Source organism: Peribacillus sp. NPDC058075, from assembly GCF_042885195.1.
Taxonomy (GTDB): domain Bacteria; phylum Bacillota; class Bacilli; order Bacillales; family DSM-1321; genus Peribacillus.
The window spans coordinates 54,853-80,236 of sequence record NZ_JBHVSL010000003.1 but is presented as its reverse complement, the minus strand read 5'-3'; the positions used below and the strand labels follow the sequence as shown (position 1 = coordinate 80,236).

Below are 25,384 nucleotides of genomic sequence, written 5' to 3'. Positions count from 1 at the left end.
CAAGTGATGGAGGTATATGATGGCTAATAAAAAAAAGGGTAATCAAAAACAATCTTCTGCATTCACGTTTTGGATCATCGGGTTAATCGCTGTAATCATTATTGGCTTTATATTTTTGGCAAATGGAAAGGACGAAGATACTGCAGTTAATGAAATCGATTATAAAGCACAGCCTTATTTGGGAGAAAAATCGGCTCCTGTCCAAATAGTGGAATTTGGGGATTATAAATGTCCAGTCTGTAAGACATTCGAGGAGCAATTCTTTCCTTCTATACAAAGTGAATTGATTGATACAGGGAAAGCGCAATTTTATTTCATGAATTATTCGTTCATTAACGTCGATTCAACAAGATCCGCTAAATTCGCGGAAAGTGTTTATCAGGAATTAGGTAATGATACCTTTTGGAAATTTCATGAGCTTTTGTACGATAAGCAGCCAGCTGACCTGAAATATGAAAAGGAAGATGTCTTTACGGACAAATTCTTAGAAGAAACATTGAAAGAAATCGCAAATGACAAAGATGTGAAAAAGGTCGTTACCTCTTTTAAAGATGAAAAGTCCGAGGACCAATGGAACAAGGATATGGAGCTGGCCGACGAATTGGGCGTTACTGGAACTCCTTCCTTATTTGTCAATGGCAAGAAGTTTGAAGGAAATACAATCGATGATTTAGAGAAAATGGTTGATGATGCAGCGAAGGAGAAATAGTGATGAACAAGCCACTATTATTTTCTTGGATCCTGTCCATCATCGCCACTGCTGGAAGTCTCTACTTTAGTGAGATTCTCCATTATGTACCCTGTACCTTTTGTTGGTATCAAAGAATCTTAATGTACCCGCTCGTTATTTTATTAGGCCGGGCCTTTTATGAGCAAGACTTGAAAATCCATCGATACATCCTCCCATTATCGATTTTGGGCATGTTGGTGTCAGGGTATCACTATAGTCTGCAAAAAATTCCAGCACTGCAGCATTTCGAAATGTGCCAAAGCGGTGTTCCCTGCTCAGGTGAGTATATAAATTGGCTAGGATTCATCACGATCCCGTTTTTGGCCTTTATCGCTTTTACGCTCATCACAATCTGCATGGCACTGCTAATGAAAAAGAAAAAAAGCATCTAATTAAGAGGCGCACCATTCTAAAAGGAATGGTGCTTTTTTATTTATCTTCGAAAATTGCAAAATATCGACGAAAATCCGGATATATCTCCGAAATCTCCAATATATCTACGAACACCCCAAAAGAATAATGTTGACAAGATGGCAACCTGTAACTTATATTATTACATGTAATCAATAAAGTTACAATTAAAACTTCTAAAACAAGATATAGGAGGAATTTAAAATGAAAATCGGTATTATTGGTGCGAGCGGGAAAGCTGGAAGTCTGATTTTAAAGGAAGCATTGACTAGGGGACATGAAGCTACGGCCATTGTCAGGGATGAAGCAAAAGTCCAAATTCAAGGAGCATCCGTACTGGAAAAAGACGTATTTGATCTGAAAGCAGAGGACATTAAAGAATTCGATGTGGTAGTGAATGCCTTTGGCGCTGCTCAGGGGAAAGAACATCTGCATGTCGATGCAGGAAAAATCCTGATTGACGCAATGAAAGGGGCGCCTCAAACTAGACTGATCGTTGTTGGCGGAGCTGGAAGCCTTTTCGTTGACGAGGCAAAAACGATCCGGATACTGGATACGCCTGAGTTCCCTAAAGAATACTTTGCAACAGCCTTTAATCAATCCAAGAACCTTGGGGATCTGCAAAATGCCACTGGCATCCAATGGACGTTCATCAGTCCTTCCGCTTTCTTTGATCCGCAAGGAAATAGAACAGGCGTGTATAAGCTGGGTAAAGATAACCTTCTTGTAAATTCAAAGGGAAAAAGTTATGTAAGTTATGCCGATTTTGCCCTTGCAGTACTTGATGAAATTGAAATTCCAAAGCACATCAACCAACGCTTTACGGTTGTTGCCGAAGCTGAATAATTAAGTGGACGTCGCTCCTTGTGGTGACGTCCTTTTTTCGATCTATTATGTACAACAAATTTTTTCCAGAAATATTGACTGATGTCCATTTTTTGCAGATAATATAGAACGAAAGTCCTATAGAGGCTTTTTATTAATTTCTATTGTTATATTTTGATAGAAACATCTAGAATTCCCAACAAAGAAAGAAGGACTATGCGAAGATGAATTGGAAATGTTCTTACGACTCATGGGTGAATTTTGAAGCCCTTGATAATGAAATGAAATCATTACTTAACGAGATGCAAGATGATGAAAAAAATATAGAAGATGCGTATAAGAACTTGGAATTCGGCACAGGCGGTATGCGCGGGGAAATCGGGGCAGGTACGAATCGGATGAATCTATAAACAGTCCGTAAAGCGACATTGGGATTAGCCCATTATCTGCAATCGATGGGTGATGAAGCAAAACGCAGAGGTGTCGCGATTGCCTACGATTCACGTTTTAAATCGCCTGAATTTGCTTTGGAAGCAGCCAAGACCCTGGCTACAGAAGGAATCAAGGCTTATCTATTCGATGAGTTAAGACCAACACCGGAGTTATCGTTTGCCGTTCGTGAACTGAATGCATATGCTGGGATCGTTATTACAGCGAGTCACAATCCCCCTGAATATAATGGCTATAAAGTGTACGGGCCAGATGGTGCACAGCTTCCTCCGGCAACGGCTGATGTAGTGATTGAATTCGTGAACGCAATTGAAAACGAACTTGCCATTTTGGTAAAAGATGAAGAGACATTGAAAGCGAAAGGCCTCATTGAGATTGTCGGAGAGGAAATCGATACCGCCTATAATGATAAATTGCTTACTGTGCCCGAAAACAGAGATTTAAGTGAAGAAGTGGATGTGACAGTTGTATTCTCACCGCTTCATGGCACGGCAAATAAGTCCGTCAGACGTGCTTTACAAGATCTGGGATACGACAAGGTACACGTTGTAAAAGAGCAGGAATTGCCTGATCCCAATTTTTCGACAGTTCAATCCCCGAACCCGGAAGAGCATTCAGCTTTTGAAATGGCCATTGAATTAGGAAATGAAGTATCGGCAGACCTTTTGATCGCAACAGATCCGGATGCAGATCGACTCGGTATCGCCGTTAAAAATAAAGATGGCCAATATGTGGTGCTTACAGGAAATCAGACAGATGCACTAATATTGGATTATCTTTTAAAAGAAAAGCAAGCGAAAGGCACTTTACCTTCCAATGGAGTTGTCTTAAAAACGATAGTAACTTCAGAAATCGGGCGCAGAATCGCTAAGGAATATGGTTTAGGGACCGTTGATGTATTAACGGGTTTTAAATTCATCGCTGAAAAGATCAATGAATATGAGGATAGCGGCAAGCACACGTTCTTATTCGGATATGAAGAAAGTTATGGCTATTTAATCAAGGATTTTGCCCGTGATAAAGATGCAATCCAAGCGGCCGTTCTTGCGGTGGAGGTTTGTGCCCACTATAAAAAACAGGGCATGGCCCTATATGAAGGGTTGCTTACCATCTTTGAAAAGTACGGGTATTATCTGGAGGGACTACAGTCATTGACCTTAAAGGGGATTGAAGGCGCCGGGCAGATTCAAGGGATACTGAATCAGTTCCGTGAGGCTCCTCCAAAGCAAATTGCCGGAAAAGCCGTAACGATGCAGGAGGATTATCAAAGCGGTGTGAAGCTGACTGTGGGCACCAATAAGGAAGAAGTCATTGTTTTGCCTAAATCAAATGTAATTAAGTACTTCCTTGAGGATGGAACATGGGTATGCTTGCGGCCATCTGGTACAGAACCTAAAATCAAATTTTATTTTGGGATCCAAAGTGAAACGATGGAAGAAGCCGAGTTGAAATTGAAGCGGGTCATGAATGCTTTCATGGAAAATATTCATGGTATGATCAATAGTGCTAAATGAATAATTCTAAGTCTTTGGACCTATGAGTCATATAATTAAGAAAAATAAGGCCTTTTCCTGAAATATCGGGGAAAGGCCTTATTTTTTTCAATAAGAAAGCGGGTTATTGCCTTACTTGGAAGTTTAATTTATGGATGCGTTTACAAAAGAAGGAATTTTTCCTGTTAAGATATTTACAAAAAACGAGTCTATGTTACTATAAAAAGGATGATTCAGAAAAAAATGGGGTTTTTTGTAGATTTATCTTAATATGAAGGAGTTACAAAGGATGAAAAAAGTTAAAAAGGCCATTATACCTGCAGCGGGATTGGGCACTAGATTCTTGCCCGCAACAAAGGCTATGCCTAAAGAAATGCTGCCAATAGTCGATAAACCAACTATACAATATATTATAGAAGAAGCCGTGAAAGCGGGAATTGAAGATATAATCATTGTCACAGGAAAGAATAAACGAGCGATAGAAGATCATTTTGATAATGCTTATGAACTAGAGAATAACTTGAGTGAAAAAGGGAAATTCGATTTATTGGAGAAGGTGCGATACCCATCCAATTTAGCTAATATCCATTACATTAGGCAAAAAGAACCGAGAGGCCTTGGGCATGCTGTTTGGTGTGCACGTAACTTTATTGGTGATGAGCCATTTGCCGTCCTTTTAGGCGATGATATCGTGGAAAGCGATGTGCCCTCCCTACGTCAATTAATCAACGAATATGATGCTACAGGTTCGTCCATCATTGGAGTGCAGCCGGTAAATGAGAACGAAACACATAGATACGGTATCATTGACCCGCTTACGCAAGAAGGCAGAAGATACGAAGTGAACCGTTTCGTCGAAAAACCAAAACAAGGAACGGCACCATCCAATCTAGCCATCATGGGAAGATACATACTGACTCCGGAAATATTCGATTTCCTGGCCAAGCAGGAAACAGGGGCTGGCGGTGAAATCCAATTAACCGATGCCATCCAAAAACTGAATGAAATCCAAAAAGTCTTCGCTTACGATTTTGAAGGAAAACGCTATGATGTCGGAGTTGTCGATGGCTTTGTGAAAACGACAATTGAATTTGCCCTGCAACGTCCAGATTTAAGAGACGACATAATAAAAGTAATGGAAAATATCCTCGAAATGCATAAGGCAGTGGACAAATAAACGTTTACTGACATTCATAATCTTTTAATTTAATGTAGCAACCATCTTTAAAAAATCTCCAACTATTGATCATTCATAGTTGTTATTTTTGGTTAATGAAAAGCAAATAATTTTGAATGGTGAATTTAAATCGATAAAAGGGGATGCCTATTTAGTGAATAAGAAAGTAATAAAAAGAAAAGTCGATTTCCTTAAACAACCTATCGCCAATTTTCTATTAAAGGAAAATCATCAACGCGTAAATAGATATGCAAAGTATTATGAGAAATTAAGCGTGCAAAAAAACACGATTTTATACGAGAGTCGTGATGGAAACAGTATGACTGACAGTCCATACGCGATGTTTAAATATATGCTGGAAAATCAGGACTATCATGATTTCATGCACATTTGGTCCATCCAGGATTTCAGTGTCCTCTCAGGTGTAATAGCGAAGTATAAGGATATGCCGAATGTTCAATTCGTTCAGCGTAATTCAAAGGAATATTTAAAATGGCTGGCAACTAGTGAGTATTTAATCAATAACTCCACATTCCAGTCTTTCTTCATCCCTAAAAGTGATCAAATTTACATCAATACCTGGCATGGAACGCCCCTTAAGAATATGGGCTTTGATATACCGGGTAATCCTTCGGCCTCTCAAAACGTTGTGAGGAACTTCTTGGGTACAGATTACATTTTGAGCCCTAATGCCCATACTACCAACATTTTTACACAAAGCTATAAGTTAAATGGATTGTATAAAGGTGAAATTATAGAAGAAGGATATCCGAGGATCGATTTGACGCTGAATACGAATCCGGGGGAGTATAAGGATTATCTAAGAACGCTAGGTTTGAAAATCAGTGATGCTAAGGAAAATATTTTATATGCCCCGACTTGGAAGGGGACGAACCTTGCCAAGGTAGATAACGATCTTCTTCAAATCATTGCCGATATGAATGATTTACAAAGTCAAATCGGTGAACAATATAATCTATTTATTAAGGTACATCCATTTCTATATAAAGAAGCGGCCAAGCATTCGGATATCAAGGATGTGCTAATACCTGACTATGTGGATACAAATGAATTGCTTGCTGCAGTCGATTTGCTTATCACGGACTATTCCAGCATATTTTTTGATTATCTGGTTACCGATAAGCCCATTCTGTTTTACACATGGGACACGGACGTTTATGCAGAGCAAAGGGGACAATATCTCCAAAATGACGAACTTCCGGGACCGATGCTTTTTAACTCAAAAGAACTGGCACTGGCCATTAAAGATATTAAAAATGTGAAATCGAGATATTCTGATAAATATAAAAAAATGCAGGAAAAATTCACGAACCATGAGGATGGAAAAGTAACAGAGAGAATAGTCAAAAATATTTTCAATAAGTCTACTAAACAACTGAACACAATTACTGCCCTGGATACCGCAAAGGAAAAAATATTGATTTATCCGGGTGGATTGAGGGATAACGGAATTACATCCTCTTTCCTAAACTTAATGAATAATATAGATTATGATAAATATGATGTCAGCTGTTTTACTGCCACTCCTCACTCGCACGAGGTTTTGAAAAATATGGGCAAGGTGAATAAGAATGTACGTTTTCTATTCAAACCTGGCCTGCCTGTGTATAAATTTTTGGAAGTTTACAAAGATAAATTCATCCATAACAGAGGGGAAAGAGGTTTCTTAGGGAAGAAGCTTTACCCTGAAAATGCCTATATTAGGGAGCATGCACGTTTATTCGGTAAAACGAAGTTTGATTTTGTGATCGATTTTAGTGGTTATAGTCATTATTGGGCTAAATATCTGCTGGCAGCAGATGCAAAAAAGAAAGTTTGTTATATGCATAATGATTTGCTTTCTGATAGTGAGCGTATCATTAATGGAAAGAGACCTCACCGTATTAATCTAAGAGGGATTTTTTCGGTATACAATCGATTTGATAAACTGGTGAGTGTTTCTGAGGGAACGATGGAATTAAACCGAAAGAATCTATTGGAGTATGCAGACTTCGATAAATTCGATTATGTAATGAATTCTATCAACCCGGATAAAATCCTTCAAATCGAGTCAAATGAACCTGAAGTTACCGAAAATGATGAAAAGGCAATGGTCACAGAAAACTTCAAAGCAAGGGCGATATTAAACGATGTCAAGGATAATCATGTTTGGAATACCCTTCCGGGAATTTCGAATGCCATCCAATTTCCACTGGAAGAACGTTTTAAAGGTGCTGAAATCGTGATTTCGAGAAAAGCCCATGCCGATCAAAAGACATTTTACAAATTCAGTCATGATAATCAAATAATAGGGTGGATAAGTGAAGAAGCTGTGGAGCTGTTGCCAGACAGCATCATTTATGAAAAAGAAGTGGATAAAATTGCAAGGTTAGTAAGACCTCGATCGAATTATATTTGGTCCTTGCCATATAAAGTCGAAGGAACGTACAAAGTTTCCGGCAGTCATGATTTTAAAGGAATCATTGTAAAAGTCGATAGGGAAGCAAAAACCCAGCATTCGATTTATAGCAGAATATCTGTAAAAAACAAGATAATAGGCTGGATAGATAATTCAGCTTTATCCATGCTTGAACATTGTACAATCAATGAAGACATGAGTCTGAATGACAAGCTGCAAATCATGATGAAAAGAAAGTATATACTATCCAGAAACTATAAAAACAATAAAAAGTTCATTGATAAGATTGAGAGTAGAACGCTGAAGGAAATAAATACCGGTAATCAGAAGTACGGAAAAATAACTAACCCGGAAGACCATACAATCTGGACGAAGGCATATCCGAACTACAAGGCTAAAAGAGTAAGCAAGGCAATCGATTTTGAAGGACAAATCGCCAGAATCATAAAGTATAACAGAACCAACAAAGGCGGCTATTACCTATTCGAAATCGATAATAAGAAAATTGGCTGGTTAAATACGGGGGCATTCGAAATCATAGAAGAGCCAGTCCTGTTAAAAGAACGGGAAGTGCGCGGCACTGCCGAAATTAACTTAGGCGACTATAATATTTGGGATAAGCCTTATGGATTGCAGGATGCCATGGTCTTGGAAAATGGGCCAACCTTTAATGGGCGGATTGTGGAATTCGATAAAGAAGCGGTTACTCAACTTGGTACTTATGCCCATATATTATTGGACGGGATATCTATAGGCTGGATCGATAAACAGGCGTTAAATGTACAAGTGGTCCATGGATTAGAAGTGAATGATCAGTTCGTTCCATATCCTGATCAAAGTGATTTTAACTTTGTCAATATGGGAAGATTATCTCCTGAAAAAGGTCAAGATAATTTAATTCGTGCTTTCGCAGGCTTTCATGAGAAACATAAAAATAGTAAACTGTATATTTTAGGACAAGGACCCTTAAAGGAAGATTTGCAGGCAATCATTGATGAGCTGGACTTAAATCATTCCATTCATCTTTTAGGCCAGCTTGAAAATCCATTTTCGTTCATGGAAAAATGTGACTGCTTCGTTCTTTCCTCACATTATGAAGGGCAGCCTATGGTATTATTGGAGGCAATGACTTTAGGAATGAAAATCATGGCTACTGATATAGTGGCTAACCGAACCGTTTTGGAAAACGGTAAATATGGTTTACTTGTCGAAAATAGCATAGATGGACTGGAAAAGGGCTTATCAACTATGATTAGTCATGATAATCCTGAACTAGCGAAGTTTGATTACACGCAATATAATGGTTTGGCCATGGAAACTTTCAATAAATGCCTATAAAATGAGGGAGATACTTATAATTAGAGGAGCCTCACATATATAGGTTGCGAGATTTGGCAATGATTCATTTTAGCTTAAAGTAAAAGGAGAAATTCTATATGATTTTGGTCGTTGGCGGTGCAGGATATATTGGCAGTCATCTTGTAAAAGAGTTAGTGAATACTGAAGAGGTTGTCATTCTGGATAATCTCTCAACCGGATTTCGTTCGCTGGTTGATTCGAAGGCCATCTTGGTGGAAGGGAATTTAGGGGACGAAGCGGTCTTGAATGATATATTCCTTAAGTATCCCATTAAAGCGGTTATGCACTTTGCTGCAAATAGCTTGGTTGGGGAGTCTGTCCAAGATCCTTATAAATACTATGAAAATAATGTAGGTGCCACTCTTACATTGTTGAATACGATGCTAAAGCATGATGTTAAGAATTTCATCTTTTCATCAACGGCAGCTACTTACGGGATACCGAATGTTGATATGATTGATGAAGATCAGCCAACCAATCCGATTAATCCATATGGCCGCTCGAAATTGATGGTAGAGCAGATCTTAGGGGACTTTGCAAATGCATATGGACTTCATTATGTCGTCTTGCGTTACTTTAATGCGGCTGGAGCACATTCGTCGGCAGAAATCGGTGAAAGTCATGATCCGGAAACACACCTGATTCCGATTATTTTACAGCATTTATTAGGGCAACGTGAGAAGATTTCCGTATTTGGAACGGACTATGACACAGAAGATGGCACTTGCATTCGTGACTATATCCATGTAACGGATTTAGCCCAAGCTCATATAATCGCCCTTCAAGCCCTATTATCCGGGAAGAAGGATACGGCCACCTACAATCTTGGGAATGGAAAAGGATTTTCGGTTAAGGATGTAATCGACACTTGTGAAAAAGTCACAGGAGTGAAACCTACCATTGAGTATGCAGACCGTCGCCCTGGAGATCCAGCACGTCTGGTTGCTTCGGCAAATAAGATATATGAAGAGCTTGGATGGAAAGCATCGATAGATTTGGAAGAAATCATTGAAAGTGCGTGGAAATGGCATAAATCTCAAATGAATTAATGGTCCCATGGTTTCAAACTGCAGGCAAACTCGAAGAAATACGAGTTTGCCTGCAGTTTTTTGTTTGAAAAAGTGGCAGGTGATTTTTGAAATGCATTGAGGTTTTTATCATATAATACAGCAAAAACATGTAGTATAACCAAGTCTTGTTTTAAAATCTGGTGATTATTCCCTCCGATTTCTTTAAAATCTTGCTGTTAGTTCAGCTAGAAATAAATTGTTTCAATTTGAAACCATACTGATTGGGAAAAGGAATAAGAGTTACAAATAGAGTAGCTGGGGCTGCATTTAATGTAGTAAGTTTTTATAATAAGTCACACAATAGTTAATAAAATATTCGCTACCAGTAAACGGCCAAAAATATAGATTAAAAAACTATAATTACGTGTGTCGCTAAGCCTTGAGCGACAAATGAAAAAAGGGGGCGTTCAAAAAGAAGAGATCGCAAACCTTGCCTGCGATTCATAATATCGGGGATGTGCAAGTGAGATTCTTACTTGTCCTAAAAAAAGTGGTGGAGGTTTAATCACAAAACTTCCGCCACTTATTTTCTTCTTTATCTTTCTATTTCCAATGTTTTTTCTTCGAATTTCTTACTCTATTAGACAGTTTTCATTCTAAGCTTCCAATGCTTTCTGGATTGAATTTTTCATGGCTTTTACAAAATTCCGGCGTGTTTCTTCGGTTAATTCCAAAAGGGAAAGGTACGGATTTAAATCTTCCAGTTCTACTAATAAAAGTTCACCTTGTTCATTCCGGCAGGCATCAACACGTTGGATGCCCCAATCAAGATTGTTCCATTCAATAAATCGTTTAGCAAAGGCCAGGTCTGCTTCAGTAGGTGCATATTCTTTTAATTCCCATCTTTTCTCTTTATCAGGCGCATAAAGGGCGTACTGAAACTCCTTATCGATAAAATAAAAAGAGACTTCATACTCAAAGTTGATAAATGGCTGTACCAATGTGTTTTTTGATTCTGCATCCATTTTATTTCCCAATTCTTCTTTCGTGGCAAATTCCAAACCGATGGAATCCGCCCCATCTTTAGGCTTCACTATATACGTTTCTACATTGGGAAGTTTATTTAAAGATTCAAGTGAATCGATGGTCGGAATGACAGGGTATTGGGCATTCGTCAGTTCAATTAAGTATCCCTTCCCGTTCATATCAGCCTTTCCAACAAATGAATTGTACGTTTTCATATTACCAGCAGCTACTCTATTACGGAATGCTAAATACTTATCTTTAAAATTGGCTACTGGACCGGCATTTCGAAAGACGATCAAGTCAAAATCCTTTTCAAACGTTTCAATATCTTCAGGATGGCAAAGTACTAACTGAAAATCTTCTCTAAGCTTCGAAGTTAGGAACAAATCCTCCTCATAATAATTTCTTCCTTTTGCTTCATAGTATAAATCCGTTACGAATAATAGTGTCTGCATGACTCCTGCACCTGCTTTCCCGTTATTTTCATTGATTAGGTTAAAACAAAAAATCCCGTCTCATTAAGAGACGAGATTTGAACTCGCGGCACCACTCTTGTTTAATAAATGCTTACGAACGCACATTAATGCGTTGTCCTAATTAACGGGGGAAACCGGTAAAGCTTACTGAATTTTCGGCTTTACTTCTCGGGGATGATCTTCGGTCAGATTCTGGACACTGGCTTTCAGCAAAGCACCAGCTCTCTTTGGAACAGAACGATAACGTACTCCTTCCCTTCATGGAATTTTACATTTGATGAATTTGAGTAATTGTACAATAGTCAGAAAATAAAATCAATGGTTGTTTCTCTTAGTATAGGACGAAAAAGGGATATGGATAGTGATATAGAATGACTATTCCAGAGATTCATTTAATAGGAGATGTTAGATTTGAAAATGGTAAGGGTTTTTCATTACGATGCGTTCAGCAGTAAACCGAATAAAGGAAATCCGGCAGGTGTCGTTTTGGATGCGGATGGACTGACGGAAAAGGAAATGCAGGATATAGCACTGAAGGTGGGGTTCAATGAAACCTCTTTTCCGATGGAATCCGATATTGCCGATCTTAGAATCCGGTATTTTACACCGGGGCGGTTGAATGATAAGCATATAAAAACCCTGTGCTAAGACGTTTCATGTCTTAGCACAGGGTTCTTGATGAATCATTCTCCCATGCTCATTCCTTTTAAAACGACCGCCAGTCAGAAACACGGATGCGCAAATGATTGAGATTGGATACTTACAATCGCTGTCGGTAAAGGCATTGGGAATTCTTCCTTTAGATGATGGTCACACCGCTAAGATCAACCTTTGCTCCATGTAAAAAGTTGTAAGTGAGTTTATCCATCGAAGCTCCAGTAAAGTCGATTTTCTTTAAATCGGACATACGAAATTGAACATTGATGAGTGTGGCATCGCGAAATGATGCCTTTCTCAATGAAGAACCCTCGAAAATGGTTTGTTTGAATGTTTCCCCATCAAATGTAAGACCAGATAAATTGCAGCCTTTAAAATGTGTTTTATTATAAACGCAGTTCTTGAAAGTTACTCCTTTTAAATTTGCACTTTTAAATAAGGTGCTGGTTAAATTGGCGTTTTCAAAGATGCAATTATTTAAATTAGTGCTTTTAAATGTGCTTTTCGTCAGGTCGGAATGGCTGAAATCAGAACGGCTTAAATCGCAGGAATTAAATTTTCCATCATGGACCGAAACCGAGCGGAAGTCGGAATCCACTAAGCGATGCCTGGAATAGTCCATGCTTATCGCCTGCTCAAGCACATTGTATTGCAGATTAAGTGATTCCATGAGCTCTGATACTTCCCCAATCGAATCCACAGTCAGCTTATACGCTTCTTGCTCACTGGCACCATTCCTTCTATGGTCATTGTATTTTTCCAGTAAATTTTGCAGCAGTTCTTCTTCCAATTCCTTTGCTGTTTTTGCACTTTTGTACGGGGCAAAAATGCTATGAACATGTGCATTCAATTTTTCAATCACATTTCATCTTCCTTTCTTACAAGAGGCGCTCAAGTATTCGCTTGGCCTGCTCCCAGTCATTTTTATTTTGGATATATGTGTCTTCCCCGATCGAGGTGAGTTTGTAATATTTCCTTCTCCCGCCTTGTGTGGCATCTCCCCAATAAGCGACGATGCATCCGTCCTTTTCCAGTCGTTTTAAGCTGGAATACATCGTTGCTTCCTTAATTTCATATTGCTCATTGGAATTCGTATATATCAGTTTGCTGATTTCATAACCATATTTATCGCCACTTTGCAGGAGTTTTAGAATCATCGTATCTACATGTCCGCGAAGCAAGTCAGAGGATAGTTGTCGTTGAACCAAATCCTCACCTCCTTTGGTATATCTTATAGTATATTACTATGACAGTCAATGTAATTTAGTTACTATGAATCGTGCATGTTTTGTTCTTTATTAAAGGCTGTTTTCGAATACTTTGTTGCTATTTACCAAGTAAAGCGGTGTGGTTGATTTCCTCTCCAGATGCTCGCTTTCCGCGGGGCGGGCGGTGAGCCTCCTCGGCGTAAACGCCTGTGGGGTCTCACCTGTCCCGCTGCTCCCGCAGGAGTCTCGCACTTGCGCTCCAATCAACCCTAAATCGTTTTGTTTTAAAAACAACAATCTTTACGAAAAGAGCCTTATGAAAAGAACCATGCCCGTTTTCGTGAATCACTGTATCTCATACTTTTTAATTGTCCTGATTTTCAACATATAATATCCGCTTGGAAGGGATTTATCGTGCTCCATAGAAGAAGTATGTATGGGGGTGGGGATGGGGATGTTGAATAATTCGTGGAATAAAGTGATTTATAAATTTTGGTCGCCAATTTATGATAAAATCTTCAACTCTCATCTCTTTTTAGATGCCAGGAAAAGAATGTTTGAAGAGATGCATTTTCATGATCATGCAAAGGTTCTGTTTGTGGGCGTAGGTACGGGGGCTGATTTGGAGCTGGTCAAGAACCTTGACCTTGAGATAACGGCGATAGACCTGTCAGCCGATATGTTAAAAAAAGCGATGGGGAAATTTGATCATACATCGATCAATTTTCTCGAGATGGATGCACAACATATGGAATTCGATAATGAATCGTTTGACTATATAGTAGGAAGTTTGGTTCTTTCCGTCGTACCTGATGCCAATGAATGCCTGCGGGAAATGATCAGAGTTTTAAAAGAGGGTGGGAAAATAATACTATTCGACAAGTTTATTTCTAAAAATCAAGTGCTTTCACTGCCCAAAAAGCTTCTGAGGCCCATCATTCGATTTTTAGGAACGGATATCGGCTTGAGGTTTGAGGACTTGTTCAGTAGCCATGTTAAGAATATGAAAATGGAAGAAGATCGACCGATCATGCTGAATGGAATGTATAGAAAGATAATAATCAGTAAAACGGATGTGAAAGGAAGGTGGCAGAGGGAAGTTTCAGAAGTGGATTGGGAGTAGGATTCAAAGACATCAGGATCCGTCATAGAGCTGAGATTTATTGTTTGGAAGCTAACCTGTTTTGCTGTAAAGAGCATGTAAGGCCGATCATCGGGCTATTAAGTAAAAATGTAGCATACTATCAGAAGGCGGTTCGAACGCATCTTTGATACCTTTAAATTCCAGTGATCATCATATAATCAACAAGTCCAATTGTGTCTGAACGTCCTATGTCACGCATTTTTGATGCGGCTGTTACATAGGCAAAGGCCGAAATCAGTATAATTAAATGGTGGGATAAAATGGGGAGAGGTGATGGTATTGTCGGAGACGATTACAACCTATGAAGATTTATTGAATATGCTCGACTCGTTATTACGTGAGCCAACTGCATTCTGGAATGATTTTTATGAAGACCGAGAAAAGGGGGTTCCCTTTTTCGAAAATTTCCCTGATGAGAATTTGGTTACATATCTTGATGGTGGGTTAATCGGGCCAGGAAAGGTTCTTGAGCTTGGGTGCGGACCTGGAAGAAATGCCATTTACCTTGCTCAAAAGGGCTGTTCCGTTGATGCGGTCGATCTTTCGAAGGAAGCACTGGAATGGGGGAAAGAACGAGCGGCAGAAAAGAAAGTGCACGTGAACTTCATTCAAAGGAATATATTTGATTTGGACATTGAGGAAGGGCAATATGACTTCGTCTTTGATTCAGGTTGTTTTCATCATATTGCCCCACATCGAAGGATCAACTATTTGGAGATGGTGAAAAAGGCGTTAAGGCCTAAGGGGTTTTATTCGATTACTTGTTTTGTCGAGGGCGGCATATTGGGTGGTGCCGATCTTTCAGATTGGGAAGTATATAGGCAAAGAAGCCTTAAAGGCGGATTAGGTTTTACGGAAGAAAAACTCAGAATGGTCTTCAAGGATTTTGAAGTGGTGGAAATACGGAAAATGAGGAAAACGGAACAATCGGATGAAACCTTTGGGGTTCAAGGTTTATGGACGGCCTTATTTATGAAAAATTAATTTTAATAAGTTAGTTGAAAAGGGGTTTAAACGGAGGATTTGGGATCAGGTCCTTTTTTGCGTGAAAATTGTTAACAAAATATAAAAATGGTAAACTAAAATAATAAAATACTTTTTGGGTGAACGCAGATTTACCAAAATAATAGATGCAGGTTCTTACAAATCTTTTTTTGAAAAACAGTGGTTGTATGGTTTCAAAAACAGCTGGGAAGGTATATGGAAAGTGGGGACCATTGGGCATCAGATCATGACATTTCATGTATTGAAGAAGTTATCTTCGATGTTTTTCCTTAGGTGATGAAACGTTTAACTTTCAATACCCGGCAATGCTGTTCAGTATTTAGCTGCTGCATTGGAATTATTGAAGACTGAGACCAATTGGAATGCTATTTATAAAAAAATAGGTGGAGAAACTTATGCACAGAAATAAAGAACTATATTCCTTTTTATTGGGTGTGGCAGCACAATTGACTGAGGAATGGTACGCAACATTGAATAAAAACGATAAGGCGGGGGTTTACAGCTCACACGATCCCAATGTGATTAAAAAACTTAAGCAGCAAAATAATGAATTCCATTTACGATTCTTTCAGGTCTTTGATATAGAGGAGAGGGCATTCTTTGAGCTGCTTGGTGAGTGGATTGAAGATATCGGTCAAGATGAGCAGCATTTAAAAACACCCATCTATTTTATATTGAGGGAGTTTTTTCGAACGCAAGAGCAATACATGGATTATATTGACCGGTTTGTGGGATTGCATGGAGATAAATATACGCAGGCCGAAATAAATTCTTGGTATCGGATAGTGGTTAAGGTGTTTAGCGAAGTGATGGAAAAATTTACGGAAGCGAATCATAGGTATGCTAATAAAATCATGAAAGCCCAACAGGCAACCATCGATGAATTGAGCACGCCCATCATTTCCCTTAAAGATAACACGGCGTTACTTCCCCTGATAGGTGATATTGACACGGCGAGGGGCATGTCCTTGCTTGAAAACACACTACAAAAGTGCGCTGAAAAAAATGTCACCAGGCTTTTCATTGACCTCTCGGGCGTTCATGCAATAGATAGTGCATCCGCCCACCAGCTGTCACAATTGATTGAATCCTTACATTTGATTGGAATTCAAACAACCCTTTCAGGACTTCGGCCGGAAATAGCCATGACTGCCGTTAAGCTTCAACTGCCTTTTGATAAAGTGACGATAAAGTCCACTCTTGCCCAAGCGATCAGTACGATAAAATAATACATACATATCCTGGGCATGGGGATGCTCGTTATAAATTTCATCGAGAAGACCGCCATATGGCGGTCTTCTCGCATATATAGGTGATGCTGCATTCAAAATAGGTGCCGGCTCCATGAAGCAAGAGCAGGAACCTGCCGGTTATTCAATATTGGCAAAGACGGGTAGATCTTCTTTATTGCCGACCACTAAAAGCATATCTTTTTCATGGATATCCTGATCCGGTGAGGGTGCTATGATAATTTCTCCATTACTCACGATAGCAATGACGCTGATATTATATTTTGCACGCAAATCTAGCTCCCTGAGACTTTTTCCCTTCATGCTCAAGGGGAGGATGATTTCCTCGATATTGTATTCTTTAGAGAGCTCTATATAGTTCAGCATGTTAGGGGAAAGGAGCTGATTCGCGACCCGTTCCCCCATATCCCTCTCAGGATAGATGACCCAGTCGGCACCGACTTTAGTGAGCACCTGACCGTGATTTTTATTAAGGGCTTTGGCAATGACCTTTTCGACCCCAAGCTCTTTTAAAAGCAAGGTAGTTAAAATGCTCGATTGCATGTCATTTCCGATGGCTACGATGACACAATCGAAATTACGGATTCCGATTGACTTCAATGTCTCTTCTTCAGTCGTATCCGCCATGACCGCATGGGTAACGCTAAGTTCTGCATTCTCGACTCTTTCCTCGTTGACATCAATCCCCAATACCTCTTGGCCGGCCGTATATAATCTATGGGCCACACTGGTTCCGAATCTGCCTAAGCCGATCACGGCATATTGTCGTTTTCCCATCTTTTACACTCCTTCATTTACGATTAACCAATCATGATTTTCCCTTTTGGACGGCGGAACGGATCTGGTTTGCGCCTCATGGCGATAGCAAAGGCCAAAGTCAAAGGACCCACCCGGCCTGCAAACATCGTGAAAATGATGAGCATCCGGCCAACCGGTGATAATTCCGGGGTCAAACCCATTGAAAGTCCCACGGTGGCGAATGCTGAAGTGGCTTCAAACAAAATCATCAAGAAATCAGTTCCGCTTTCAGTGATGGTCAACAGAATGGAGATCATTGAAACCATGGATACGCCAATGAATGTAACGGATAATGCTTTAAAGATCGTCTCACTCACAATGCGGTGCCGGAATAATACCACATCACCCTTTCCTTTAATCTGTGACCAAACCGTTCCAACAAGCGTTGCTAATGTAGTCGTTTTAATCCCGCCGCCAGTCGATCCAGGTGAAGCCCCGACGAACATCAGAAAAATGATGAGCAGTAATGTTGGCTGAGTTAAATCAGGGATATTCAGCGTATTGGAGCCTGCCGTCCTTGGTGATACCGATTGAAATATTGATGACAGCGTTTTACCCATGAGAGATAAAGGCTGCAATGTCTTGGCATTGTCGAACTCGAATAAGAAGATTAAAATTGCACCGGCAATCGTAAGGGTCAAGCTAGTCGCCAGAACAATCTTCGTATGTACGGATAAACGATGGGTGTCACGATATTCGTATAGTTCATTCATCACGATAAAACCTATTCCGCCAAACGTGATGAGGAAGGCGACGGTAAGGGTTACGAATGGATCAGATACATAAGGAGTCAAACTCCTGAATTCCCCCATTAAATCAAAGCCGGCATTATTGAAATTCGATATGGAATGAAATACCCCGTAATAGATTGCTTTGCCGATAGGCATGTCAAAAGAAAAGCGAATCGATAAAATAAGGGCGCCAATGCCCTCAATGATGGCTGTGAAAATTAAAAGCCGCTTCACTAATCTGACTACACCTGCCATGGATAGATTATTTAAGGATTCCTGCAAGAGTAACCTGCCTTTTAAAGAAATCTTTTTGCCTAAAAGGAAAAAGAAAAACGTCGCAAATGACATGAACCCTAAGCCGCCTATCTGAATCAGTGTTAAGAAGACCAACTCACCAAAAGTGGTGAAGGTCGATCCAGTATCCACTACGACCAGCCCTGTTACACAAGTAGCGGAGGTTGCGGTGAATAAAGCATCAAGAAAAGAAAGCCCATTCCCACTTTCAGTAGAAACCGGCAGGGTCAATAAATAGGACCCGATAAGTATCAGGATGGCAAACCCGAGTACAAGTATTTTTGGAGGATCCAACAAATTTTTTGCTTTTATCAAATTGATCATCCCTACCTAAAAAAATTGTGTAAAACTGTATGATATTTTAATTATCAATCTGCTTTCAGAATCTTTTTAAAGGCATAATAAAAAGACCGGCGAAAACATCGAGCAGTTATTTTGCCACAAAAAGCGTGAAAAAAAAACTCCCGAAATAGGCGGTCTTATGACCTCCTTCGCTTTAGCCGACGAAGTTAGCTGACGGGTAGGATGGCGAAAGAGCTGATCTCATCCCTTCTGCAAGGCAGAATTAACCCCAATTGATTGGGTCCTCCGTACTCAATTCCATTGAGTTTAGGCCGAAATGCATTAAATTGATAAACGTATTCTACTCCCATTATTTAGTAGTTGTAAACCCCTAAATCGTAAAAAAATATTTCTTTAACAAGACTGAAAATTTACGTTTCATTTACATTTAAAAAACGTATTGACAAATATTAGTTAGCACATTATGATAGGTTCGATTAATCCGATTATGATAACCACCATCGATGTACTTTAATCACTACTTTCAAGCAGAACACGCTATTGTTAATCAAAATTTGTAATAGATATATTATGTTTCTTTTGTAAACCATAATGAAAAAAGCATGGCATTCGTATTTAAAGGTTCAATACATTTTATTAAAAAGGCGGGCAATTATGGAGAAGACGTTCAATAGATATGTTATTAATGCTACAGGCAAGGGTGGCCAGACATATTTAACACAATGCCAGGATAAAGATGCACTTAGGAAATGGATAGCCGAGCATGAGGATCAAATCATCATGAATGAGTTAAGGATAACGGATAAGAAAAAGAATCCGTTTTTAAAATTGTTTTCCCTAAGGTAAATCAACTGAAATCCCAACATCATTAGCGGTATTCAATTATAAAATCCCTGTGTTCTATCCGGGAACGCTGAGCGAAAAATCCATATCTTGTTTTGCTTTTAAACTCATTTATTTTGAATGAGTTTTTTTGCTTTATTTACATTATAAAACCATTGATGTTAAAATTTAGTAAATAAGATATAGGCGTAAAGAGGAGAAAAGTAAATGAAATGACCACTTTCCAAAAGAACCTCGAAAGCAGCCGAAAATAGTTGGGGATGTATGGTGACGCATGGGGTGGCACCGCGAATTGACCTCGTCCCGAGACGCATTGCTTGGAACGGGTTTTTTATTGTTCGGTCATGGGGGAGAAGCGATGACATTTAGAAATACATTAGTATCCTGGAAATACCCATCCATTCTATTGTGCGGAATGGGTATCTCCAACTTCGGTTCTTGGGTTTATTTCATTGCCCTTAATTTAATCGTTCTGGATATGACTGATTCAGCCTTGGCAGTAGCTGGACTTTATATCGTTAAACCGATGGCTGCCCTATTTACGAATGTGTGGGCAGGCAGCGTGATCGACCGGATAAATAAGCGGAATCTGATGGTGGCACTTGACCTATTTCGCACGGTATTCATAGCCTTGCTGCCATTGACTTCTTCTATTTGGGTCATCTATTCCCTTGTCTTCGTGATCAATATGGCAGGGGCCATATTCTTAACAACATCAAGGTCATATATTACAAAATTAATTCCCGTTGAACAGAGGAAACGATTTAACTCATTACGAAGCTTAATGGATTCTGGAGCTTTTTTGATTGGACCGGCGCTAGCGGGGATCCTTTTCTTGATTGGTACGCCCATTTTGGCGATTTATATTAACGCGGCTGCCTTATTGTTATCCGGTATCATCACTCTATTCATGCCTAATCTTGAAAAGGATCATCCCCTTGAACAATCCAGTCACTACCTGTCCTGGACCATCATGAAAAAGGATTGGGGCATCGTCCTGGACTTCAGCCGGAAATCTTCCTATATCATGCTCATTTATTTCTTATTCAGCTGCATGGTGGTAATGGAAACGGCGATCGATTCCCAAGAAGCCGCGTTTGCCAAGGCTGAGCTCCTTTTGTCGGACAGCGATTACGGATTCCTCGTAAGCATCGCCGGGGCAGGCATCATTGTGGGTGCCATAGTCAATGCCGTATTCATCAGTAAAGTGCAAATCTCGCACCTGATTGGTCTTGGATCTTTATTTGTCTCAATAGGTTATATGACCTATGCCTTTTCGAATTCCTTTTCACTGGCCGCCATCGGATTTTTCATCATTGCCTTTTCATTGGCTTTTGCCAACACCGGCTTTCAAACCTTTTATCAAAATAATATTCCGGTGGAAATCATGGGCAGGGTCGGAAGTGTTTTTGGTTTGTTAGAAGCTTTGTTGATCATCATGTCTACCGCAATTGTTGGTGTTTCAGCTCATTTCATTTCGATTAGGTTCGTGGTGATTTTAGGTTCCATGATCATGTTCGCTTTATCAATTTGGTTGTCGGTGCTTAGTATGAAGACCTCTAAGAGCAGATATTATTCGGTTGGTGATGTAGAGGTAGAAACGAAGGAAAAGATATAATCTGATTTAAAGGCATGTTGATGGAACATGCCTTTAATGAATCGTTCATTGGATGAATGTGCGCATTTGACTGATGAAGTTCAAGATTTGAAAATGGATTTTCGCCATTTCTTCCGCCGTTTGTTCTTCACAATTCTCCAGCCACTCCTGAATCACCCCTAAAATCGCCGATGTCAGGAAGGCGTGCATATACATGCGGAATGCTTCATCTTTAGCTGCTGGATGCAGGCTGATCAAACGCTCCAACAGTATTTCACCGAATACGCGCTTAATTTTTTTGGCAAAAGAAGGATCGCCCTGATCACCAAGAATCGCCCTTAATGCGTTGGCATGTTCACTGATGAATTGAAAAATCGCTACGAAAGGCGGGTAAAGCTGTTGTTGATGAAGAGCCAAAAAAGCCTCTTTCGGCAAAATGGCAGTAATGCGGGTTTGAAGTTCATTTAACAATTCCTGCTGTAAGTGATTCATCAATTCATATTTATCTGTGTAATGCAAATAGAATGTACCCCGATTAATGTTGGCACGCTCTGCAATTTTCTTCACTGATACATGTGAGAACCCCTCTGCTTCAACGAGTGCAATAAAATGATGGTGTATCTGCATTTTCGTCTTCTGTACCATATCCTCATGAATCGATGCCATGGAATGTCTCCTTCACTGAACATTTTTCCAAATGTGTTGATTGTATTAGATCAAATGCTGCCTTAGAATGATGATACACTCAACACCGTGTTAATTAAAGAGGGAGGATGTGTGTACATTGAAAAACGCGATTTCCATTGAAGGAATTGCCAAAGGTTTTCATCAGAAAAAGGTCATTCAGCCATTGAGCCTGAATATTGAAAAAAACGGAATTTTTGGCTTATTAGGTCCATCCGGATGCGGAAAGACAACCTTGATTAAAATGATTGTCGGATTGATTAAGCCCGATGCGGGCAAAGTCACGGTTCTGGATCATGAAGTGCCAAATCAAGCACTGTTAATGGATGTCGGCTATATGGCACAGTCCGATGCTTTATATACTGAACTGACGGGAGCTGAAAATCTCGAATTTTTTGCGAAGCTATACCGTTTTTCGAAAAAGGAACGAAGGGAACGCATTCAGTATGCAGCTGAAATCGTTCAGTTGACGAGTGATTTGAATGTTCGGGTTGCCCATTATTCCGGGGGAATGAAACGCCGTCTGTCACTGGCGGTGGCACTCATCCAAAATCCAGCGATTCTCATTTTGGATGAACCGACAGTAGGAATAGATCCTTTGCTGAAACAATCGATCTGGCAGGAACTTGAGCGGTTAAGAAATGAAGACCAAAAGACGATCATCATCACGACGCATGTTATGGATGAAGCGGAACGATGCGATAAACTGGCGATGTTGCGCGAAGGTGAAATCATCGCGGCAGGAACCCCGGAGGCTTTAAAAACACAATTTGCCGCGGAAACGCTTGATGATGTTTTTTTAAGGATTGGAGGTGGCCTAAAATGAGAATTGCCTCTCTAGTTACTCGAATTACCCAGCAGCTGCGCCGCGATCGAAGGACACTCGCTTTATTTTTCCTGGCTCCATTGCTCATTTTAACGCTCATGTATTTTATTTTCGATACAGAAGCAAGTGATTTGAAACTCGTAGTTACAGGCAGCGATGAAACCATGGTCAAAGCATTGAAACAAGCGGATTTTCAAGTCACGGCTGCTGAAAAGTTTTCTAAGGAAAGAATGATCGAAAATAATACGGATGGCTGGCTGCATGTTGAAAATGGTCAGATAGAATTGACGCTGTTAAACGACGAACCGACCCGTGCAAAAGCCATTCAAATGCAAATGATGCATGGCTTGCAAGGGAAAGAAAAAAACACTCCTTCCATTGAGGAGCAATATGTATACGGAGATGCCAACACAAAGAGTTTTGATACTTTCAGTCCGATGCTCGTCAGCTTTTTCGTTTTCTTCTTTGTATTTTTAATAGCGGGTATCGCGCTTTTGAAGGAGCGCACAAGTGGTACATTGGAACGGCTGCTTGCCACCCCGATTAAAAGATATGAAATCGTAGTGGGCTATATGATCGGATATGGCTTATTTGCTCTCATTCAAACCATAATTGTCGTACTATATGCTGTCAATGTATTGGATATCGTCCTTGTTGGCTCCATTTGGCTCGTTTTGCTGACGAATATACTGGTCGCGCTCGTTGCATTATCGCTTGGTACATTACTATCGAGTTTCGCGGCATCCGAATTCCAAATGGTACAATTCATTCCGCTCGTCATCGTGCCGCAAGTCTTCTTTACAGGGATTTTCCCATTGGATGGCATGTCGGACTGGCTGCAAAAAATCGGCAAGATCATGCCTCTCTATTACGCATCGGATGCCATGAACGGCATTATGTACAAAGGCTTCACTTTCAATGAGATTTCACTGGATCTGCTCATTCTCCTGGCCTTTGCCGTCGTCTTTATCACCATCAATATCATTAGTTTAAAAAAGTACCGTTCACTTTGAACTCTTTAAAAAAGAAGCCGGATTCCTGGAACATGAGGAACTGGCTTTTTCTGTATTGCTGGACATACTTTTGAGTTGAAAAGGACTAGCTATTATCATACCTATACTTTTTTGACCATGACCTTTTCATTGTTATAGTCTGATTCGCCATTGAATGCAAAGCCGAATTTCTTATACAAATGAAGGGCAGCCTGATTATCTTCAACTATGCTTAAATAGATTTCGGGACAATCATATTCTTCTATTAATCTTTTTATTAAAGCCTCCAACAAGATATTCCCAAGCCCGAAACCCTGATGTTCAGCGTCAATGAAAAAGCGGTCTAACCACACTCTGCCATTTTCGCCTTCCCCAGGGAAAAAACCATACATCGCAAAACCGACCAAGGTATCATCCAAATAAAGCCCAACTGGTCTGTAATATTTACATTCCTTCGCGTCTTTTAAACATTGCTCAGTCGTTTCGATGTAAGTCTTTTGCTCTTCGTTTATTCGCAATTTCAAGATATCCGCTACATTTTCGTTCGAGACTTCATTTATAGTGGTCTTCATCATTTATTTTCCTTTCTTAATTCGCACCTGATTATCCGCTTTGTTATCATGATATATTAATACCCTAAGGTATATGGTTACCATATAGTCAAGAGGAGAGATCGTAATGCCCGATGGAAAAGTAGGTAAATATTTTACGACTGGCGAATTCGCCAAATTATGCAATGTGAAAAAACAAACGCTCTTTCATTATGATGAGATTGGGCTTCTTACTCCCGATATAAAAAACGAAAAGGGCTATCGGTATTACTCTTATCAACAATTTGAAGTTTTTTCGGTCATCACGCTTTTAAAAGAATTCAATATGCCTTTGAAAGAGATCAAATGGTTTCTTACTAACAGGTCACCTATGGAACTAATTGAACTTTTCAAAGAAAAGACCATAGAATTGGAAAAAAAGATAAAGAACCTTCACAGAGTGCAGAAGATCATTGAAACGAAAATATACCTCACTGAAAAAGCGATTTGTATGGATGACTCTCAAATCACCTTGAAACTTCAGGAGGAAGAACAGCTCTTCCTTAGTGAATCCATCCTGAACTCTTCTGATGCCGAATTCTTAAAATCTACATCTGACTTCATTGATTTCTGTAATGAAAATGAATTTTACACAGGATTCCCTATCGGGGCCATGATTAGTAAAGAAAACATCATCAACGGGAATCATGATGACTATTCATTTTTGTACACGAAAGTCATGGAAAGGCACCCAGCCCCCACATTCTATCCAAAACCGAAGGGACTCTATGTTGTTGCTTATCATAAAGGCAGTTATAAAAATATCTCCGAAACGTACGAAAGAATATTACAATTCATGGAGAGTGAAAACTTGAACCTCAAATCGTTTGCATACGAAGAATACATCTTGGATGAAGTCGCGGTAAAGGGGTATGAAAATTACCTGACGCAAATCATGGTTGAAGTGGAATAAGGCTGGGGAGAGAGTCACATAGTTTGGGCGAGAACTAACGAATGAATCATTCCAAGCAATCCATTAGCCTTGAAAAGCTGCCTCTTGACGAACATACTGGCAGTTTTCTAAATGACAGGTTTATATTCTGCAGTTTGTTGACGGGTTCTTAAAGTTGTCCTAGGATATAAGGA

General features: G+C 39.7%; 21 protein-coding genes, 2 pseudogenes, 1 riboswitch and 1 other annotated feature. Of the genes and pseudogenes, 16 read left to right on the top strand and 7 right to left on the bottom strand.

Annotated elements, in window-relative coordinates; all coding sequences use genetic code 11:
* The first annotated feature begins 19 nt into the window (after positions 1-19).
* The 7 genes and pseudogenes from ACFVS1_RS21155 to galE all read left to right on the top strand — a co-directional run bounded on the left by ACFVS1_RS21155 (position 20) and on the right by galE (position 9,913).
* The gene (locus tag ACFVS1_RS21155; protein ID WP_387550253.1) at positions 20-709 is read left to right on the top strand and encodes a DsbA family protein; all 690 of its coding nucleotides are present in this window, start codon (positions 20-22) and stop codon (positions 707-709) included.
* 2 nt (positions 710-711) lie between these two features.
* Positions 712-1,122, top strand: a complete 411-nt coding sequence (locus tag ACFVS1_RS21150; protein ID WP_387550251.1) for a disulfide oxidoreductase — start codon at positions 712-714, stop codon at positions 1,120-1,122.
* A 223-nt stretch (positions 1,123-1,345) separates the two neighbouring features.
* Positions 1,346-1,987: an NAD(P)-dependent oxidoreductase gene (locus tag ACFVS1_RS21145; RefSeq protein ID WP_387550249.1), complete on the top strand. Its 642-nt coding sequence runs from the start codon at positions 1,346-1,348 to the stop codon at positions 1,985-1,987.
* Between the two features lie 203 nt (positions 1,988-2,190).
* A pseudogene (locus tag ACFVS1_RS21140) lies at positions 2,191-3,930 on the top strand (phospho-sugar mutase).
* Between the two features lie 268 nt (positions 3,931-4,198).
* A complete protein-coding gene (gene galU, locus ACFVS1_RS21135) occupies positions 4,199-5,086 on the top strand; it encodes a UTP--glucose-1-phosphate uridylyltransferase GalU (RefSeq protein ID WP_352924966.1) in 888 nt (295 codons plus the stop codon).
* 154 nt (positions 5,087-5,240) lie between these two features.
* Positions 5,241-8,843 (top strand): CDP-glycerol glycerophosphotransferase family protein, encoded by a 3,603-nt coding sequence (locus tag ACFVS1_RS21130; RefSeq protein WP_387550247.1) that lies wholly within the window; start codon positions 5,241-5,243, stop codon positions 8,841-8,843.
* Between the two features lie 98 nt (positions 8,844-8,941).
* On the top strand, positions 8,942-9,913 hold the full coding sequence (gene galE, locus ACFVS1_RS21125) for a UDP-glucose 4-epimerase GalE (RefSeq protein WP_352924964.1): 972 nt from the start codon (positions 8,942-8,944) through the stop codon (positions 9,911-9,913).
* Between the two features lie 617 nt (positions 9,914-10,530).
* Here the strand turns inward: galE and ACFVS1_RS21120 are convergent.
* Positions 10,531-11,355, bottom strand: coding sequence for an ATP-grasp domain-containing protein (locus tag ACFVS1_RS21120; protein ID WP_387550245.1), 825 nt, complete (start codon positions 11,353-11,355; stop codon positions 10,531-10,533).
* 63 nt (positions 11,356-11,418) lie between these two features.
* Positions 11,419-11,647, bottom strand: a binding site (T-box leader).
* 140 nt (positions 11,648-11,787) lie between these two features.
* Here ACFVS1_RS21120 and ACFVS1_RS21115 point away from each other — a divergent pair.
* A pseudogene (locus tag ACFVS1_RS21115) lies at positions 11,788-11,988 on the top strand (PhzF family phenazine biosynthesis isomerase); the annotation flags it as partial.
* Between the two features lie 187 nt (positions 11,989-12,175).
* Here the strand turns inward: ACFVS1_RS21115 and ACFVS1_RS21110 are convergent.
* Together ACFVS1_RS21110 and ACFVS1_RS21105 are read right to left on the bottom strand one after the other, a co-directional pair.
* Complete coding sequence (locus tag ACFVS1_RS21110; RefSeq protein WP_387550243.1) at positions 12,176-12,895, bottom strand: pentapeptide repeat-containing protein; 720 nt, start codon at positions 12,893-12,895, stop codon at positions 12,176-12,178.
* Between the two features lie 16 nt (positions 12,896-12,911).
* Complete coding sequence (locus tag ACFVS1_RS21105) at positions 12,912-13,190, bottom strand: PadR family transcriptional regulator (protein ID WP_387550657.1); 279 nt, start codon at positions 13,188-13,190, stop codon at positions 12,912-12,914.
* Positions 13,191-13,698: 508 nt separating this feature from the next.
* Between ACFVS1_RS21105 and ACFVS1_RS21100 the strand changes: the two genes are divergently transcribed.
* The 3 genes from ACFVS1_RS21100 (at position 13,699) to ACFVS1_RS21090 (ending at position 16,619) form a co-directional block, all read left to right on the top strand.
* A complete protein-coding gene (locus ACFVS1_RS21100; RefSeq protein ID WP_387550654.1) occupies positions 13,699-14,364 on the top strand; it encodes a class I SAM-dependent methyltransferase in 666 nt (221 codons plus the stop codon).
* 300 nt (positions 14,365-14,664) lie between these two features.
* Complete coding sequence (locus tag ACFVS1_RS21095; protein ID WP_387550651.1) at positions 14,665-15,369, top strand: class I SAM-dependent methyltransferase; 705 nt, start codon at positions 14,665-14,667, stop codon at positions 15,367-15,369.
* Between the two features lie 416 nt (positions 15,370-15,785).
* A complete protein-coding gene (locus tag ACFVS1_RS21090) occupies positions 15,786-16,619 on the top strand; it encodes an STAS domain-containing protein (protein WP_387550241.1) in 834 nt (277 codons plus the stop codon).
* 141 nt (positions 16,620-16,760) lie between these two features.
* Here ACFVS1_RS21090 and ACFVS1_RS21085 read toward each other — a convergent pair whose 3' ends face one another.
* Positions 16,761-17,417, bottom strand: a complete 657-nt coding sequence (locus tag ACFVS1_RS21085; RefSeq protein ID WP_387550239.1) for a potassium channel family protein — start codon at positions 17,415-17,417, stop codon at positions 16,761-16,763.
* A gap of 23 nt (positions 17,418-17,440) precedes the next feature.
* The gene (locus ACFVS1_RS21080) at positions 17,441-18,778 is read right to left on the bottom strand and encodes a TrkH family potassium uptake protein (RefSeq protein ID WP_387550237.1); all 1,338 of its coding nucleotides are present in this window, start codon (positions 18,776-18,778) and stop codon (positions 17,441-17,443) included.
* A 168-nt stretch (positions 18,779-18,946) separates the two neighbouring features.
* A riboswitch (cyclic di-AMP (ydaO/yuaA leader) is annotated at positions 18,947-19,089 on the bottom strand.
* 331 nt (positions 19,090-19,420) lie between these two features.
* Between ACFVS1_RS21080 and ACFVS1_RS21075 the strand changes: the two genes are divergently transcribed.
* Together ACFVS1_RS21075 and ACFVS1_RS21070 are read left to right on the top strand one after the other, a co-directional pair.
* Positions 19,421-19,612, top strand: coding sequence for a hypothetical protein (locus tag ACFVS1_RS21075; protein WP_137017582.1), 192 nt, complete (start codon positions 19,421-19,423; stop codon positions 19,610-19,612).
* 355 nt (positions 19,613-19,967) lie between these two features.
* Complete coding sequence (locus tag ACFVS1_RS21070) at positions 19,968-21,227, top strand: MFS transporter (protein ID WP_387550648.1); 1,260 nt, start codon at positions 19,968-19,970, stop codon at positions 21,225-21,227.
* A gap of 45 nt (positions 21,228-21,272) precedes the next feature.
* On the opposite strand, the gene ACFVS1_RS21065 is transcribed toward ACFVS1_RS21070, so the two are convergent.
* Complete coding sequence (locus ACFVS1_RS21065; RefSeq protein WP_387550235.1) at positions 21,273-21,872, bottom strand: TetR/AcrR family transcriptional regulator; 600 nt, start codon at positions 21,870-21,872, stop codon at positions 21,273-21,275.
* Between the two features lie 118 nt (positions 21,873-21,990).
* Here ACFVS1_RS21065 and ACFVS1_RS21060 point away from each other — a divergent pair, with 118 nt between their 5' ends.
* Together ACFVS1_RS21060 and ACFVS1_RS21055 are read left to right on the top strand one after the other, a co-directional pair.
* Positions 21,991-22,716: an ABC transporter ATP-binding protein gene (locus tag ACFVS1_RS21060; protein WP_352924955.1), complete on the top strand. Its 726-nt coding sequence runs from the start codon at positions 21,991-21,993 to the stop codon at positions 22,714-22,716.
* The gene (locus tag ACFVS1_RS21055) at positions 22,713-23,729 is read left to right on the top strand and encodes an ABC transporter permease (protein WP_387550232.1); all 1,017 of its coding nucleotides are present in this window, start codon (positions 22,713-22,715) and stop codon (positions 23,727-23,729) included. The genes ACFVS1_RS21060 and ACFVS1_RS21055 overlap by 4 nt, the downstream gene beginning before the upstream one ends.
* A 101-nt stretch (positions 23,730-23,830) precedes the next feature.
* Here ACFVS1_RS21055 and ACFVS1_RS21050 read toward each other — a convergent pair whose 3' ends face one another.
* Complete coding sequence (locus ACFVS1_RS21050; RefSeq protein ID WP_387550230.1) at positions 23,831-24,280, bottom strand: GNAT family N-acetyltransferase; 450 nt, start codon at positions 24,278-24,280, stop codon at positions 23,831-23,833.
* Positions 24,281-24,386: 106 nt separating this feature from the next.
* Between ACFVS1_RS21050 and ACFVS1_RS21045 the strand changes: the two genes are divergently transcribed.
* Positions 24,387-25,211 (top strand): MerR family transcriptional regulator, encoded by an 825-nt coding sequence (locus tag ACFVS1_RS21045; RefSeq protein ID WP_387550228.1) that lies wholly within the window; start codon positions 24,387-24,389, stop codon positions 25,209-25,211.
* Positions 25,212-25,384: the final 173 nt, after the last annotated feature.